The organism is Streptomyces sp. NPDC006476 (assembly GCF_040612015.1).
Taxonomy (GTDB): domain Bacteria; phylum Actinomycetota; class Actinomycetes; order Streptomycetales; family Streptomycetaceae; genus Streptomyces; species Streptomyces griseorubiginosus_B.
This window is the reverse complement of the sequence record NZ_JBEXPK010000003.1, coordinates 338,961-354,386: the sequence shown is the minus strand read 5'-3', so window position 1 is coordinate 354,386 and position 15,426 is coordinate 338,961. Positions and strand designations below refer to the sequence as shown.

Annotated in this window: 11 protein-coding genes; 4 read left to right on the top strand and 7 right to left on the bottom strand. The window is 72.0% G+C overall.

Translation table 11 applies throughout. The annotated features are described in order from the left end of the window. Positions 1-4 precede the first annotated feature (4 nt). From ABZZ74_RS05520 to ABZZ74_RS05505, 4 genes are all read right to left on the bottom strand, one after another. The gene (locus ABZZ74_RS05520; RefSeq protein ID WP_356762012.1) at positions 5-727 is read right to left on the bottom strand and encodes a 3'-5' exonuclease; all 723 of its coding nucleotides are present in this window, start codon (positions 725-727) and stop codon (positions 5-7) included. A 102-nt stretch (positions 728-829) separates the two neighbouring features. Beyond that, the gene (locus ABZZ74_RS05515) at positions 830-2,077 is read right to left on the bottom strand and encodes an SAV2148 family HEPN domain-containing protein (RefSeq protein ID WP_356762011.1); all 1,248 of its coding nucleotides are present in this window, start codon (positions 2,075-2,077) and stop codon (positions 830-832) included. Between the two features lie 111 nt (positions 2,078-2,188). Continuing rightward, a complete protein-coding gene (locus ABZZ74_RS05510; protein WP_356762010.1) occupies positions 2,189-3,514 on the bottom strand; it encodes a copper amine oxidase in 1,326 nt (441 codons plus the stop codon). Between the two features lie 55 nt (positions 3,515-3,569). Beyond that, entirely contained in the window at positions 3,570-4,376 is an 807-nt protein-coding gene (locus ABZZ74_RS05505) for a Tat pathway signal sequence domain protein (RefSeq protein WP_356762009.1), read from the bottom strand. Between the two features lie 189 nt (positions 4,377-4,565). Here ABZZ74_RS05505 and glgX point away from each other — a divergent pair, with 189 nt between their 5' ends. The 3 genes from glgX to ABZZ74_RS05490 all read left to right on the top strand — a co-directional run bounded on the left by glgX (position 4,566) and on the right by ABZZ74_RS05490 (position 10,796). Further along, positions 4,566-6,689 carry a glycogen debranching protein GlgX gene (gene glgX, locus ABZZ74_RS05500; protein ID WP_356762008.1) on the top strand — a complete coding sequence of 708 codons (2,124 nt, stop codon included), beginning with the start codon at positions 4,566-4,568 and terminating at the stop codon, positions 6,687-6,689. Positions 6,690-6,758: 69 nt separating this feature from the next. Then, positions 6,759-9,113: a malto-oligosyltrehalose synthase gene (gene treY, locus ABZZ74_RS05495; protein ID WP_356762007.1), complete on the top strand. Its 2,355-nt coding sequence runs from the start codon at positions 6,759-6,761 to the stop codon at positions 9,111-9,113. Positions 9,114-9,545: 432 nt separating this feature from the next. After that, complete coding sequence (locus tag ABZZ74_RS05490) at positions 9,546-10,796, top strand: M14 family zinc carboxypeptidase (protein WP_356762006.1); 1,251 nt, start codon at positions 9,546-9,548, stop codon at positions 10,794-10,796. A gap of 55 nt (positions 10,797-10,851) precedes the next feature. On the opposite strand, the gene ABZZ74_RS05485 is transcribed toward ABZZ74_RS05490, so the two are convergent. The 3 genes from ABZZ74_RS05485 to ABZZ74_RS05475 all read right to left on the bottom strand — a co-directional run bounded on the left by ABZZ74_RS05485 (position 10,852) and on the right by ABZZ74_RS05475 (position 13,330). Further along, positions 10,852-11,268: an SSI family serine proteinase inhibitor gene (locus ABZZ74_RS05485; protein ID WP_356762005.1), complete on the bottom strand. Its 417-nt coding sequence runs from the start codon at positions 11,266-11,268 to the stop codon at positions 10,852-10,854. After that, entirely contained in the window at positions 11,265-12,614 is a 1,350-nt protein-coding gene (locus ABZZ74_RS05480; RefSeq protein ID WP_356762064.1) for a M14 family zinc carboxypeptidase, read from the bottom strand. The genes ABZZ74_RS05485 and ABZZ74_RS05480 overlap by 4 nt, the downstream gene beginning before the upstream one ends. A 164-nt stretch (positions 12,615-12,778) precedes the next feature. After that, complete coding sequence (locus tag ABZZ74_RS05475) at positions 12,779-13,330, bottom strand: FHA domain-containing protein (RefSeq protein WP_133041623.1); 552 nt, start codon at positions 13,328-13,330, stop codon at positions 12,779-12,781. A gap of 173 nt (positions 13,331-13,503) precedes the next feature. Between ABZZ74_RS05475 and treZ the strand changes: the two genes are divergently transcribed. Continuing rightward, complete coding sequence (gene treZ, locus ABZZ74_RS05470; RefSeq protein WP_356762004.1) at positions 13,504-15,249, top strand: malto-oligosyltrehalose trehalohydrolase; 1,746 nt, start codon at positions 13,504-13,506, stop codon at positions 15,247-15,249. Positions 15,250-15,426: the final 177 nt, after the last annotated feature.

Here is a 15,426-nt window from a genome sequence, read left to right as displayed (position 1 = left end):
GCCCTCACACCGGCTCGTCCGTCAACTCCCGCAAGGGCCATGTGCCGTCGACCACGGCGGTCGCGTCGCCCTTGCCGCGCAGGAAGCTCTGGAAGTCCGCCGCCCATTGCGCGTACCACTCGATCTGGCGGCGGTGCAGTTCCGCCGGGCCGAGGGCCGCGATCTTGGGGTGCCGGTCGGCTATCGCGCAGGCCAGTCCGGCCGCGGCGAGGGCGTCGGCGGAGGCGTTGTGAGCGGCGTCGAGCGCGACGCCGTACTCGGTGCAGACGGCTTCGAGGTTGCGCTTGCCGCGGCGGTAGCGGTCCACCCAGCGGTCGATGGTGTACGGGTCGACGACGGGGGCGGGATCGAGGCCGCCCAGGCGGTCGCGCAGGGACGGCAGTCCGTGGCGCCGCAGTTCGGCGGAGAGCAGGCTGAGGTCGAAGGCCGCGTTGTAGGCGACGACCGGAACGCCGTTCTTCCAGTAGGTGGTGAGGACGTCCGCGATGGCGTCCGCCACGCGGTCGGCGGGTCGGCCCTCGGCGGCCGCCCGTTCGTTGCTGATCCCGTGGACCGCCACCGCGTCCGCCGGGATCTCCACGCCCGGGTCCGCCAGCCACTCCCGGCGCCCCTGGGGCTGCCCGCCCCTGACCTCGATCACGGCCCCCGTGACGATGCGCGCCTCGCGCGGGTCCGTCCCGGTCGTCTCCAGGTCGAAGCCGATCAGCAGCTCCCGGTGCCAGCCCATGGGCGGCCCCCCTTCTTGGTGGTGCTTTCCCCCAGTGGTCTCCACCTTCCCATGGGCCACTGACAATCAGGGGACCGCGTTCCGCTTACCGCTTTGGACAGTTCAGGACACCGGGCGCGAATCCGCCCACGTCGCCTCGAACTCCTCGCGGTATGTCGGGAAGAGGCCGTTGTCGACCCCTTCGTTCTTCTCGTCCGACTTGACCACGCGGCTGCCGTTGCGCAGCACGAGCACCGGCGCCTCCATCCCCCGGGACCTGCGCAGATAGGACTGCACGACGGCGATGCCGTCCGAGCCGTCGCCGTCGACGAGGTAGGCGGTGAAGCGCGGTGTCTCGTCGTAGACCTGGATCTCGAAGGCGCCGGGGTCGCGCAGCCGGGAGCGCACCCGGCGCATGTGCAGGATGTTCATCTCGACCGAGCGGCTCAACTCGCCGCGTTTCATGCCCAGTTCGCGCTCGCGGCGCTTGACGGCGCTGGAGGCCGGGTTGAGGAACAGCAGCCTTACCCGGCAGCCCGCCTCGGCCAGGCGCACCAGCCGGCGGCCGGAGAAGTTCTGCACGAGCAGGTTGAGGCCGATGCCCACGGCGTCCAGGCGGCGGGCGCCGCCGAAGATGTCCTCGGCGGGGAACTGGCGCAGCAGCCGCACCCGGTCGGGGTGCACGGCGACCACGTCCGCGTACCGGTCGCCGACCAGGTCCTCCACCGCGTCCACGGGCAGCCGGCGGGCCGAGGGCACGTCGCCGGCCGCGCCGAGCATGTCCAGCAGCCGGGCCGAGGCCCGTTCGGCCTGGTTCAGGACGGCCTCGGACAGGGCCCGGTTGCGGGAGACGACGTTGCGGGTCACCTCCAGCTCGTCCAGGGCCAGTTCGACGTCGCGGCGGTCGTCTATGTACGGCTCGAAGCACGGCCAGTGCTGCACCATCAGCTCGCGCAGCTGGGGCAGGGTGAGGAAGCTGAGGACGTTGTCGTCGGCCGGGTCGAGCAAGTAGCCCTTGCGGCGGCTGACTTCGCGTACGGCGACCGCCCGCTGCACCCACTCCTGGCCGGCCGGTCCGGCTGCGGCGATCACCCACTCGTCGCCGTGGACGGGTTCGTAGATGGGACGCAGAACAGCGGCCACGACCGCGCGCAGTCGCTGTTCGACGAGGTTCAGCCAGATGTAGGCGCGGCCGGCTCGCTGGGCGCGCGTACGCACCTCACGCCAGGCCTCGGCGTCCCAGTCCAGCTCCGGCCCGATGGAACCGCTCTCCATGGGCCTGGCCAGGGACACCGTGCCGGGCGGGACGTCTGCGGAGTTCCCCTCGTGACCCTCGTCACCAGGGGGCAGCTCCAGCCCTCCCGAGCCCACCCAAGCACCGCCTTCCACTCCCCCGAGCACACCCCAGGTCAACGATCAAGGAAGCGTACTCCGCGAGCGGGCGGCGGTGCAGCCGGATGGGCAGGTCGAATCTCAACTGGCTTAGTGCCAGTGCCCGTTCTCACCGGCGAGGGCGGCCGGAGTGAGCGGATTCATAGCGGTGACGTCGCGCGGGGCGATGGAGAAGCCCTGCCAGTGGACCGGCATCGGCTGCTGGTCCTCGTCCCTGGCTATGTGGTGGAAGCCCACGTTGACCCAGACGATCGGGTGGGTCAGGGTCTGCCCGTTCACCCAGGTGTCGACCGACTTGCCGTGTCCGGCACCGCAGTTGAGCGGGTTGCCGCTGGCGTACTGCTCGCACCGGTTGTACTCGGTGAAGTACACGTCGTGCTTGGTGAAGTTGTGCCCCGGGTACTTGGCCGTCGGCCCCTGCACGATCTCGTACGAGCGCGCGTGACCGTCCTTGTTCTTGCCGGCCGTGCTGACCACCCGCCACCAGCGCATGTCCTTGGCGTCGCCGGCCAGTTCCTTGGTGACCTTGGTCATCGTCGTCTTGTTGGTCGGCGCCTGCTGGCCGCCCACCGGCGGGCTGACGACCGAGTCGTACTGCTCGACGTTGGCCTTGGAGGAGCCGTCAAGACCGAAGTCGAGCCGCCAGAAGATGTTGTGGCTGTGGCTGGTGGCGTACGCCCGGGCGCCCTTGCCGATGGGCCAGCCGCGGCCGTCGCCCGCGTCGTAGTCGTCGGGCGAGAGGCTTCCCGTCGCGCCGGCGTTCATGGTCATCGTGCCGTCGTCCTGGAAGCGCCACTCGGTGATGTACTCGTACCAGCCGACCTTGTTGACCGTGTAGAGCAGCAGGTCCTTGCCCTGCGCCTGATAGGTCTTGTTGGCGTCGGAGAGCATGTGGTACGCGTGTCCGCGGGAGCGCGTGGTGGCGCACAGGCCCTTGATGTTCGGCGAGTCCGAGTAGAAGGGCTCGGGCACCTTGACGGTCTTGATGGTGCCGCCCGGGCACTCGGCGGGCGTGAGGTTCAGCAGACCGTTGCCGAAGCTGTAGTCCGTGACGTCGTTGTACTCGATGCTGCCGTCGTCGTACGGCACGTCGATCTGGGCGAGCTTGGCGCTGTTGAGCACCTTGATCGGCTGGGACTCACCGGGCGGCTGGTAGGAGATGTCGTCCAGGATGACCCCGGACCGGCTCTCGAAGCGCCAGCACATGCGCCAGGTCGTCCCGGTGGAGAGCTTCTGCTCGATCTGGTAGGCCGCGCTGCACGCCGGTGCGGCGGCCGGGGCGGCAGCCTCCTTGTGATCGGCAAAGGCGGGGGCGGACGCCGTGCCGCCGAGGACGAGTCCGACCGCGAGCGGGCCCACCATGGCCCGCCTGCGCAGCGCCCCCTGGCGGGCACGGCTGTCTCTGTTGACGCGCATGAAGAAATGGCTCCCTTACAGGAGATGTGGGTTTGAGAAGTGGACGGAGGCCGGGTCAGCCGATCTTGACGACCTTGCGGGCACTGAGGTCGATCACGAAGTCCCGGGCGTCGATCCAGGCGCCGTTCTTGACCTTCGGGAACAGCCGGGTGCAGCGGTGCTCGCCGCACTTGCCGAGCGCGGCAGCCGGCCGGATGCCCGGGGTGGCCCGGAACACCATGCTGGTCAGCGTCAGCTGGTCCGGGGAGGTGAGCTCCTTGCCGGTGGCGTCCTTGTAGTCGGCCTTCAGGCCCGCGCCCAGCGGGTCCGCGATCAGCAGCCGGGCGGCCTCGGTCTGCTCGGCGATGCTCAGCGGCGGCTGGACGTCGTGCTGGGTGCTGGTCCCCTCGACCTTGCCCGTGTCCAGGTTGACGGTCTTGGTGACGACACTGTCGTCGCGGTAGTCGTAGAACGTCACGTCCGCCCGCCGGGGCGCCGTCAGGCTGCCCGGCTGGTCGGTGTCGGGCTCGGCCAGCTCTACGGTGAGGCGCTGCGGTCCGCGGGCGCCCCGGACGTTCTCGCCGGTGTTGAGCAGCTGCGGGCTCAGCGCGATCTTCTCGACCCGCTTGGTCTCGTCGTCGGTCAGCGGGTCGAGGCCCTTGCCCCTGTCCCCCTCGGCCGGAGCCTGCTGGACGACCCCGGGCGCGGGTGTGCCGTCCGCCTGGGCCGCCTGGTTGGCGGTCCGCGCCCCGGCCGTCCCTCCGGACTCGTCGGCCCCCGCGGTCCCCGGCAGGGTGATTCCGACCATCACGGCGGTCGCGGCCACCGCCACTGCCGCACCGGCCACCACCTTGCCCAGGTGGCGGTGCACTATCTTGCGCACATTTCCCCCCACTCCCCCTCGGTCACGGGAGTATTCGATTGCCCCACAGGTAAGCCTTGGAACAGGCATACCGCCTATGCACTGGTCGGGAGGTAAGAGGGACGTAAGTCATAGGTGGTTCCATCAGTTTCGGGGAGACTCGACGCCAAGGCGCCACGAGGGCGCTCTGCACCTGAAAGAGTCGTATCCATGCAGGTCTGGCCTGGCGAGGCGTATCCGCTCGGTGCCACGTACGACGGCGCCGGCACCAACTTCGCGGTCTTCACGGAGGCCGCGGACCGAGTAGAGCTGTGTCTGCTGCACGACGACGGCTCGGAGACGGCGGTGGAACTGCGCGAGAGCGACGCGTTCGTACGGCACGCGTACGTGCCCGGGATCATGCCCGGACAGCGTTACGGCTTCCGGGTGCACGGACCGTACGACCCCGGACGCGGACTGCGCTGCAACTCGGCGAAGCTGCTGCTCGACCCGTACGCGCGTGCGATCAGCGGTTCGATCCGCTGGGGCGAGGAGGTGTACGGCTACCACTTCGACGCGCCCGAGGAGCGCAATGACCTGGACTCGGCGCCGCACACCATGACGTCCGTGGTGGTCAACCCGTACTTCGACTGGGGCGACGACCGCCGGCCGCGGCGCGGCTACCACGAGACGGTGATCTACGAGGCCCATGTGAAGGGCCTGACCATGCGGCACCCGGGGCTGCCGAAGGAGCTGCGCGGCACCTACGCGGCGCTCGCGCACCCGTCGATCATCGAGCACCTGGTGGAGCTCGGCGTCACCACGCTGGAGCTGATGCCGGTCCACCAGTTCGTGAACGACCACCGGCTGGTCGACATGGGCCTGAACAACTACTGGGGCTACAACACGATCGGTTTCTTCGCCCCGCACAACGCGTACGCCTCCTGGGGCGACCGCGGCCAGCAGGTCCTGGAGTTCAAGTCGGCGGTCCGGGCGCTGCACGAGGCCGGCATCGAGGTCATCCTCGACGTGGTCTACAACCACACCGCCGAGGGCAACCACCTGGGCCCCACGCTGTCCTTCAAGGGCATCGACAACCCGCAGTACTACCGCCTCACCGACGATCCCCGCTACTACATGGACACCACGGGGACGGGGAACTCCCTGCTCATGCGGTCCCCGCACGTGCTGCAGCTGATCATGGACTCGCTGCGGTACTGGGTCACCGAGATGCACGTCGACGGCTTCCGCTTCGACCTCGCGGCGACCCTTGCCCGGCAGTTCCACGAGGTGGACCGGCTGTCGTCGTTCTTCGACCTGGTGCAGCAGGACCCGGTGGTCTCCCAGGTGAAACTGATCGCCGAGCCCTGGGACGTCGGCGAGGGCGGCTACCAGGTGGGCAATTTCCCGCCGCTGTGGACGGAGTGGAACGGTAAGTACCGCGACACGGTACGGGACCTGTGGCGGGGCGAGCAGCGCGCGCTCGCCGAGTTCGCGTCCCGGCTGACCGGCTCCTCGGACCTCTACCAGGACGACGGGCGGCGCCCGCTGGCCTCGATCAACTTCGTCACCTGCCACGACGGCTTCACCCTGCACGACCTGGTCTCCTACAACGACAAGCGCAACCGGGCCAACGGCGAGGACAACCGGGACGGCGAGAGCCACAACCGGTCCTGGAACTGCGGGGTGGAGGGCGAGACCGACGATCCGGCGGTGCTGGAGCTGCGCGCCCGCCAGATGCGCAACTTCGTCGCCACGCTGATGCTGTCCCAGGGCGTGCCGATGATCAGCCACGGGGACGAGGTCGCCCGCACCCAGCAGGGCAACAACAACGCCTACTGCCAGGACAACGAGCTGTCCTGGGTGCGGTGGCCCGACCCGGACTCCGAGGGGCTCGACACCCAGCTGCTGGCCTTCACGCGCGCGATGGTGTGGCTGCGCAAGGATCACCCCGTCCTGCGCAGACGGCGCTTTTTCCACGGGCGGCCGGTGGAGGGCACCCACGACGAGCTGTCGGACATCGCCTGGTTCACCCCCGAGGGCCGGGAGATGATCCAGCAGGACTGGGACTCGGCGCAGGCCTCGGCGCTGACCGTGTTCCTGAACGGCAACGCGATCTCCGAGCCCGGCGCACGCGGGGAGCGGATCACCGACGACTCGTTCCTGCTGATGTTCAACGCCTCGCCCGAGACGCTGGACTTCGTGGTGCCGGTCAACCACGGCCGGCAGTGGCAGGTGGTCGTCGACACCGGCCGCCCGGACGGAGTACCGCCGGACACGGGCCCGAAGGTGCAGGCCGGCGACCGGCTGACCCTGGTCGACCGGAGCCTGACGGTGCTGCAGCGGCCCGTGTGAGCGACTCGGGCACGCACGCGTGGCGGGCGCCATGACACGAAAGCCGGTGGGAGGGGTACGTAGCTCTGCATGACACCTGAGCGTCCCCTCCCCCCGGTGCCCACGGCCACCTACCGGCTGCAGCTGCAGCCCGAGTTCCCGTTCGCGGCCGCGGCGGCGGCGGTGCCGTACCTGGCCTCGCTGGGCGTCTCGCATCTGCATCTCTCCCCCGTCCTGGAGGCCGTGCCCGGCTCCGCGCACGGGTACGACGTCGTCGACCACGCGCGCGTGCGGGAGGAACTGGGGGGCGAGGAGGGGTTGCGCGCGCTGGCGCGCACGGCGCGCGAGCACGGGCTCGGGCTGGTCGTGGACATCGTGCCGAACCACATGGCGATGGCGCCGCGGCACAACCGCGCCCTGTGGGAGGTGCTGCGGGAGGGCCCGAAGTCGCCGTACGCGCGCTGGTTCGACATCGACTGGGAGGCGCAGGGCGGACAGGTGCTGCTGCCGGTGCTGGGCGGACCCCTCGGCTCGGTCGTCGGCGAGCTGCGCGTCGACGGGGACGTGCTGCGCTACTACGACCATGTCTTCCCGCTCCGCGAGGGCACCGAGGAGCTGCCGCTGCCGCAGCTCCTGGACGCCCAGTGGTACCGCCCGGTGTGGTGGCGGCTGGCCCGCACCGAGCTCAACTACCGGCGTTTCTTCAGCATCTCGGAGCTCATCGGGGTGCGGGTGGAGGACCCGGAGGTCTTCGAGGCCACCCACGACAAGATCCTCCAGCTGCTGCACGAGGGGGTCGTCGACGGGCTGCGCGTGGACCACCCGGACGGGCTCGCCGACCCGGACAGCTATCTGCGGCGGCTGCACGAGGCGACAGACGGCCGCTGGACGGTCATGGAGAAGATCCTCGCCGACGGCGAGCACCTGCCGGCCTCCTGGCCCGTGGCGGGCACCACCGGGTACGACGCCCTGCGGCACGTCGACGGGCTGTTCACCGACCCGGCGGGCTTCGGGGAACTCCTCGGCCAGTACCGGCGGTTCGCGGCCCCGCAGACCGACCGGGGCGGCGACTGGGAGGCGACGGTACGGCGGGCGGCGTACAAGGTGCTCACGCACGAGCTGGCCGCCGAGGTCGACCGGCTGACCCGGGTGGCGAGCAGGCTGTGTGCCACTTCGCCCGACCCCGCACTGCGCGACCGGGCTCCCTGGGCGCTGCGCACGGCCCTGACGGAGCTGCTGGTGCGGTTGGAGGTCTACCGGCCCTACGCCTCCGGTGACGCCGCCTCCGTGCTCACCGAGGAGGCCGCGGCCGAGGCACGGCTCGCCTTCGTCGTCCCGGAGGAGGCCGGCGCGGTGGACGTGGTGCGGGGCCTGCTTCTGGGGCGGGGCGGTGAGAGTCCCGAGTACGTCGAGTTCCGCACCCGGTTCGCCCAGACGGCGTCCGCGCTGCGCGCCAAGTCGGTGGAGGACACCGCGTTCTACCGCTATGTGCCGCTGCTGTCGGCGAACGAGGTGGGCGGGAATCCGGGCGGCCCGGCGCTGTCGCCGGAGGAGTTCCACGCGTACTGCGCGCGCGTGCAGCGCGACTGGCCTGCGAGCGGGACGGTGCTCTCCACGCACGACACCAAGCGCAGCGCCGATGTACGGGCGGCGCTGGAGGTGCTCACCGAGTGCCCCGGGCGCTGGGCGTACGTCCTGGCGGAGGTGACGCGCACCGGTGAGGGCGTGCCGGACGCGCAGCTGGCGTGGGCGGCCTGGCAGACGGTGTTCGGCCTCGGTCCGGCGGACGAGGAGCGGGTGCGGCAGGCGCTGCTGAAGCATGTGCGCGAGGCGGGGCTGTTCACGAGCTGGACCGAGCAGGAACCTGCGTACGAGGAGGCGGTGGCGGCGTTCGTCGCGGCGGGCCCGTGCGGGGCGCCCGGCGAGCACGTCATTGCCCTGCGGGAGGCGCTGGAGCCGCACATCCGGGCCAACGTGCTCGGCGCGGCCCTGGTCCACCTGACGATGCCGGGCGTGCCGGACGTCTACCAGGGCACGGAGACCGAGTACCTGGCCCTCGTCGACCCGGACAACCGGCGCCCGGTGTCCTTCCCGCCGGACGCCCCCGGCGACAAGGGCGCGCTGACGGCGGCCGCCCTCGGGCTGCGCGCCCGGCGGCCCGGCGCCTTCGGGGAAGCGGCGACGTACACGCCGCTCACCCCGGAGGGACCCGCGGCGGAGCACTGTGTGGCCTTCGCGCGCTCCGGGGAAGCCGTCACGGCGGTGACCCGCCTGTCCCTGCGGCTCGCGGAGGCCGGCGGCTGGCAGGACACGGTGCTGCCGCTGCCACCGGGACGCTGGTCGGACGTCCTGGCTCCGGAGCGGGAGTTCACGGGGCACGCACGCGTGGAGGAGCTTTTCGCACGGTTGCCGGTGGCACTGCTGGAGCGGACGGACTCCGACTGAGGCCCCGGGGACCGCGAGTCGGGGGCCCAGGCTCGGGAGCGCGCCGGGGGCGCGTCTCGCGAACTTCACGCCGGGCGTGCGCTCCGCCGTCGTGCGCCGTGGTGTTGTCCGGGGGACCCGATCGCACCCGCGTGCGCTCCCGGGGTGTGCGCAGGGAACCGGCGCGTGCGGGCGTGTGGGGAGCCGTCGCGTCTGTGTGCCCTTGCGCCGGGCGGCCCGCTGCCGTCCGCCGTCCGAGGTCGGCTTACGTACGCGTGTACATACGACCCGTCACCGCTGCGCGCGGCTGCGCGCCCCCGGCGGCGGTTACGGTTGTTGCGGCTGGCGGTCAATGCATCTGGGCGCCCCCTGGAGGCTCCCCCGAGGCGACCTTGACAGGGGGCGGAGACCGTGGGGTACTGCGGATTGCGAAGCCAGGCGGACGTGACGGGGGTGAGTCTCCTGCCGCAGCTGCGTTACCCCACCGTGCCCCAACTCGTCTCGTCCGCGAGGGCGTTGGCCACCCATCGGCCCACCCTGTGCACACTGAGACAGGTGGGTGTCTCCCGCGCCGGGCGCCCCCTGCACCTGCTGTCCGTGGGCCATGCCCGACGGGCCGTACTGGTCGTCGCCGGCGCCCACGCCAACGAGCCGACCGGCGGCTCCACCCTCCTCGCCCTGGCCGAACGGGTCGTACGGGAACGGGAGTTGCGCACCGACACCTCCTGGCACTTCCTGCTCTGCGCCGACCCCGACGGCGCGAGCCTGCACGTCACCCCGGCACCGCGCAGCCTGCTCGACTACCACCTCGGCTTCTTCCGGCCGGCCGCCGAGGAGCAGCCGGAGTGGTCACCCGCGGTGCTGCCGCCGCACCGCCTGCCGCCCGAGACTCGGGCGCTGACCGGGGTCATAGACGAGCTGCGGCCCTACCTCCAGGTGACGCTGCACGGGACCGATTTGGGCGGCAGCTGGGTGCAGCTGACGAAGGACATCCCGGGGCTCGCCGAGCCGTTCGCCAAGTCCGCCGCCCAGCTGCACATCCCGGTGGAGACGGGCGCTTCGGACGCCGCGGGCTGGTCCGCGTCCGGACCGGGGGTGCATGTGATGCCGTCGCCGGGCGCGGGGGCCGCGTACCCGAGCATGCCGGACGACGCGCGGCGGAGCACCTGGTACCACACCCACCGCTACGGCGGCCTGACCGCGGTCGTCGAGGTGCCGATGTGGGCGAGCGACCTGGTGGACGACCCGGCGCCGCATCCCGCGCCGGCCGCCGCGATACGCCGGCTGGCGCGCCGGCTGCTGCGGGACGGGCTGGAGGTGGAGCGGGTGCTCACCGACGCGCTGCCCCGCCTGGAGGGCGTCGACGGGCCGCTGCTGCGGGCCGCGAGGTGGGCGCTGGAGCTGGTTCCGGGGCTGGCCGCGGACTGGATGCACACCCCGCCCGCCGACGACACCATGGCCTACGTCGGGAGCGTGGACGCGTTCGGACGGCGGCTGCCGTTGCGGGCCGCGGCGATGCTGCTGCGGGTCCTGCGGGAGACCGACGACCGCGCGGCACCGCACCTGGAGCGGCTGGTGTCGACCTGGAGCGACTCCTTCGCCGAGCGCTTCCGGGCCCGCTGGGTGCCCCTGGAGCACCAGGTCGAGCACCAGTCCCGCACGGTGGTGGCCGCCGCCCTGCACGCGCGCGACGGGACGGCCTGAGAAACGGCGCCCACGCGCGCGTGCGGACCCCGCGGCACGCGGCACACCGCGCGCGTCACCCGTCGAGCGCGAACACCTCCCCCGTGCGCGCCCCGAGGGCGCATCCGTTGGAGAAGGTCTGGACGTACTCGACCTCCCGGCCGCTCCACTGTCCCCGCGCGTGCACGGTGACCGGCGCGTAGACCATCGGGCACATCACGTCCCTGGCCGGGAGCGCGCCGATGTCGCCGTCGACCGCCGCCAGCTCGGCGCACGCCTCGGCCGCGCGCGCGTGTCCCTGGGGCGGATCGCACAGCAGCAGGGTGCCCCGGGTGTCGCTGGAGCGGGAGTCGCCCTTGGTGACGGTGAGGTAGAGCCAGTTGTCCGGCAGGCGTGGGCCGGGGGCCGCCTGGGCCTGGGGCGCGGCGGCCAGGAGCAGCGCGGCCGCCAGCAGGGCGCCGCGTACCGCTTTCGCTGTGGTGCTGATCGTCATTCCAGATGCATCGGCACGGCGGCCTCCGAACCCCACCCCGGCTCACCCGAACGGGAGCACGCGGGCGCGTACCGCTCGGCGAGTTCGAACGCGTGCAGGACGACGCGCGACTGGTACTCGACCTGACGCGCGACCGGGATCCAGCGGGCCCCGCAGCCGTCGAGGTAGTCGGCGCACCACTCGCCGATGAGCCGGTCCAGGTCGGGCAGCACCCCGGCCGGATCGCGCCCGGCACCGGTGACGAGCTGGTGCAGCAGCCCCGCCGTGCGCAGGGCGAGCCGCCGGCCGGCGATGCGCAGGGCGGCCAGATGGGCGGTGCTCAGCGGCGGGAGCGGGCGCGTCCCGTCGGCGATGTCGGGGTCCCAGGTGTCGGCGAGACCGGGGCAGACCAGTAAATAGTCGTCCACCGGGGCGAGCAGGCGGGCCGCGTCCGGCGCGCCCGTCGTGTGCGGGCGCAGCCGCGCCAGGAGCCGCTCCAGCAGCTGCGCGTCGCGTCGCAGGGTGTGGCTGACCGTGCGCAGCACGGCGGCGCGGTCGGCGGGCGGGGAGCCGTCCTCGACGGCGGCCACGCCCCACATGGGGGCCTCGACGACGGCCGTGACCGTGCCGTACCCGTGCGGGTGGTACCAGGTCGACTCGACGGCGGCCTCGGTGATGGCCGCGGCCAGATCGCCGGGCCGGGGCGGCGGGATGCGGTAGACGGCCGGACCTATGTTGGGCCAGTACAGGGTGTCGTACGGCCCCAGTTCGCGCGGGATGCCGAGGCGGGCCGCGGTGTGCGCGACGCGCTGGGCGAGGCCGGGCAGGTCGCGGGTGAGCTCGACGAAGCCGCCGCCGACGTCGACGCCGTGCAGCGAGCACTGCAGAAAGGGCCGCAGCTCGTCCTGGAGGTCGAGCAGGGTGCGGGTCTCCGGCAGGGCGGCGGCCGCCGCTCCGGCGGGCAGCCATTCGGGCTGTTCGTGGAAGCCGGGCCGGAAGAAGTTCCGGAAGTACCGGCCGAGGGTGTACGGGCCGGACAGCCAGCCCTCGTTGCGGCGCAGGCCGTCCGGATCGAGACAGAGCAGCAGGTTCCAGGTGGCGTCGGCGCCCTCGGTGAACCGCGGGTCGGCCAGGGCCCGTTCGGCCAGCCGCAGCGCGGTGGCGCCGCCGACGGGTTCGTTGGCGTGCGGAACGGCGACCACGAGGGCCTGACGGCTGCCGTGACCGACGGAAAGCAGCCACATGGGGGTGCCGGCCCGGGAGGTGCCGACGCGGCGCAGACGGGCGTCACGGGGGCGACGGGCGACGAGTGCCGCCGCCCGCGCGCCGAGCTCGTCGACGGTCGGATAGCGCAGGAGGGGCGGCAGGGCACACCTCCCCGATGCTGTGCCGTCGGTTCACCTGACGTGCATGACGTACGCACAGTCAGTCACGACTTGAGGGGTACGTCAACACCGCGGGGAGGAAAGGGATTTGAGCCATCACAGCAGCTCAACGCCGTGTCATGCTCAGGCCAAAGCTAAGGCGTGGCTCAGTCGGCTGCGAGCCGGAACGACATCCGACCGAAGCCGACCTGGTCGCCCTCGCGGACCACGGCGGCGCCGATGACCCGCCGTCCGTTGACCGTGGTGCCGTTGGTGGAGCCGAGGTCCCGCAGCACCCACATGCCGCCCTGACGGCTCAGTTCGGCGTGCACGCGGGAGACCGTCTCGTGGGTCAGCCGCAGTCCGTTGGCCGGATCCCGTCCGATGCGCAGCGGGTGGCCGCCCGCCGGGTGCGGGAGCAGCAGCTTGGGCAGCCGCTCGGCCTGCCAGGCCCTGCGCAGCCGTACGGTGAAGCCGGATACGGCCTCCACACTGCCGAAGACCAGGCGCGCCAGGCGGCTCTCCTGGGGCAGGTCCGCGGTGAGGGCCACGAGCTCGTCGGAGCGGCGGGCGGCGAGCGCCAGCTCCATGCGGCGGATGAACGTGTCGTGCGAGAGCCGCCCCATGGCGACGCCGTCCCGAAGCACCTTCAGCGCCTTGTCGCGCTCCGCGTCGGACAGTCGCGCGGGGTACGTGTTGAACTCGAAGGACGACGTCACGTTGGTGATTGTCGGTCAGTGAACCCCGGGTGTCCAGAAAACGAGAAAACGGCCGCCACGCGCGCGTACCCCGCGACACCGGCGCGGAAAGGGAGGATTCGAAAGCGCGCTGATCTCGTTTGAAGCACCATGGACGGGCTACATCACGGTGAGCAGACGAAGGGGAACCGTCCGTGCAGTTCGAGGTGTGGGCACCGCAGGCCGGCCGTGTGACGCTCCATTGCGACGGCGCCACGCGCGCGTTGGAGCGAGATCCGGAACGCGAGGGTTGGTGGCGGGGCGAGGCCGACGCGCGGGACGGCTCGCGCTACGGGTTCGCGCTGGACGACGGTCCCGTGCTGCCCGACCCGCGCTCGCGCCGCCAGCCGGACGGCCCGGACGGGCTGAGCGCGGTCGTCGACCAGGGCCGGTACGCGTGGCGCTCCGAGTGGGCCGGACGGCCGCTGCCGGGCGCCGTGCTCTACGAGCTGCACGTGGGCACGTACACCCGTGAGGGCACCCTGGACGCCGCCGCCGAGCGGCTCGGCCATCTCGTCGAACTGGGCGTCACCCACGTCGAGTTGATGCCCCTGTGCCCCTTCCCGGGGCGGCACGGCTGGGGGTACGAGGGCGTCTCGCTGTGGGCCGTGCACGAGCCGTACGGCGGGCCCGAGGGGCTGAAACGGTTTGTCGACCGGGCGCACGAGCTGGGACTCGGGGTGGTCCTGGACGTCGTGCACAATCATCTGGGGCCGTCGGGCAACTACCTGCCGGCGTTCGGGCCGTACTTCACGGACACTCACCACACGCCGTGGGGTTCCGCCGTGAACCTGGACGCGCCCGGGTCGGACGAGGTGCGGACGTATCTGGTGGACAGTGCCCTGTCCTGGCTTCGGGACTACCGGATCGACGGGTTGCGGCTGGACGCGGTGCACGCGCTGGCGGACACGCGCGCGTGCCACTTCCTGGAGGAGCTGTCGACGGCCGTGGACGCCCTCTCGGGCGATCTGGGACGCCCGCTGTTCCTGATCGCCGAGTCCGACCTGAACGACCCGCGGCTGATCACCCCGCGCGCGGAGGGCGGCCTCGGGCTGGACGCGCAGTGGAACGACGACTTCCACCACGCCCTGCACACCGCGCTGACCGGCGAGGCGCAGGGCTACTACGCCGACTTCGGGCGCGCGCCGCTGGCCGCGGTCGCCAAGACGCTCACCGGGGGCTACTTCCACGACGGCACGTACTCCAGCTTCCGGGGCCGCCGTCACGGGCGGCCGCTGGACACCACGCGCGTGGCCGCGCACCGGCTGCTGGGCTACACCCAGACGCACGACCAGGTCGGCAACCGCGCCCAGGGCGACCGTCTGTCCGCCACCCTCTCCCCCGGGCTGCTGGCCTGCGCGGCCGCGTTCGTGCTGACCGCGCCCTTCACGCCGATGCTGTTCATGGGCGAGGAGTGGGCTGCGGGGACGCCCTGGCAGTTCTTCACCGACCACACCGACCCGGATCTCGCCGAGGCGGTACGGCGGGGCCGGCGGCGGGAGTTCGCGGCGCACGGCTGGGCCGAGGAGGACGTGCCGGACCCGCAGGACCCGGCGACCCGGGACCGCTCCTGCCTCGACTGGAGCGAGCCGGAACGCGAGCCCCACGCGCGCGTGCTCGACTGGTACCGGCGTCTCATCGCCCTGCGCCACGAACAGGCCGACCTCACCGACCCCGACCTCGGCGACATCAAGGTCGCCTACGACGAGCAGGACCGCTGGATCGCCTTCCGACGCGGTGACGTGCGGGTCGCGCTGAACCTCGCGAAGGAACCGGCGGCCATCCCGCTGGGCCCCCGCGAGGCCCGCGTACTGGCCGCGTGGGAGCCGGTGCGGGCCCCGGGCGCCGACGGGGTACTGCACGTACCCGGCGAGTCGGCCGTAATCCTGCTCCAGACCTGACAAAACCCCACCGGGCCGCCGAACGGGGGGCTGGTGCATCTCCCGCTCGTGCATCTCCCGCGCGGGCCGCTGAAGGGGGTCCTGCTGATCCCGCGCGCGACCCGCCAAACCGGGGCTCCTGCTCGTCCTTCCCGCAGGCCGCCAAACCGGGCCCTGCAAAGTCACGTGCGCGGGCCG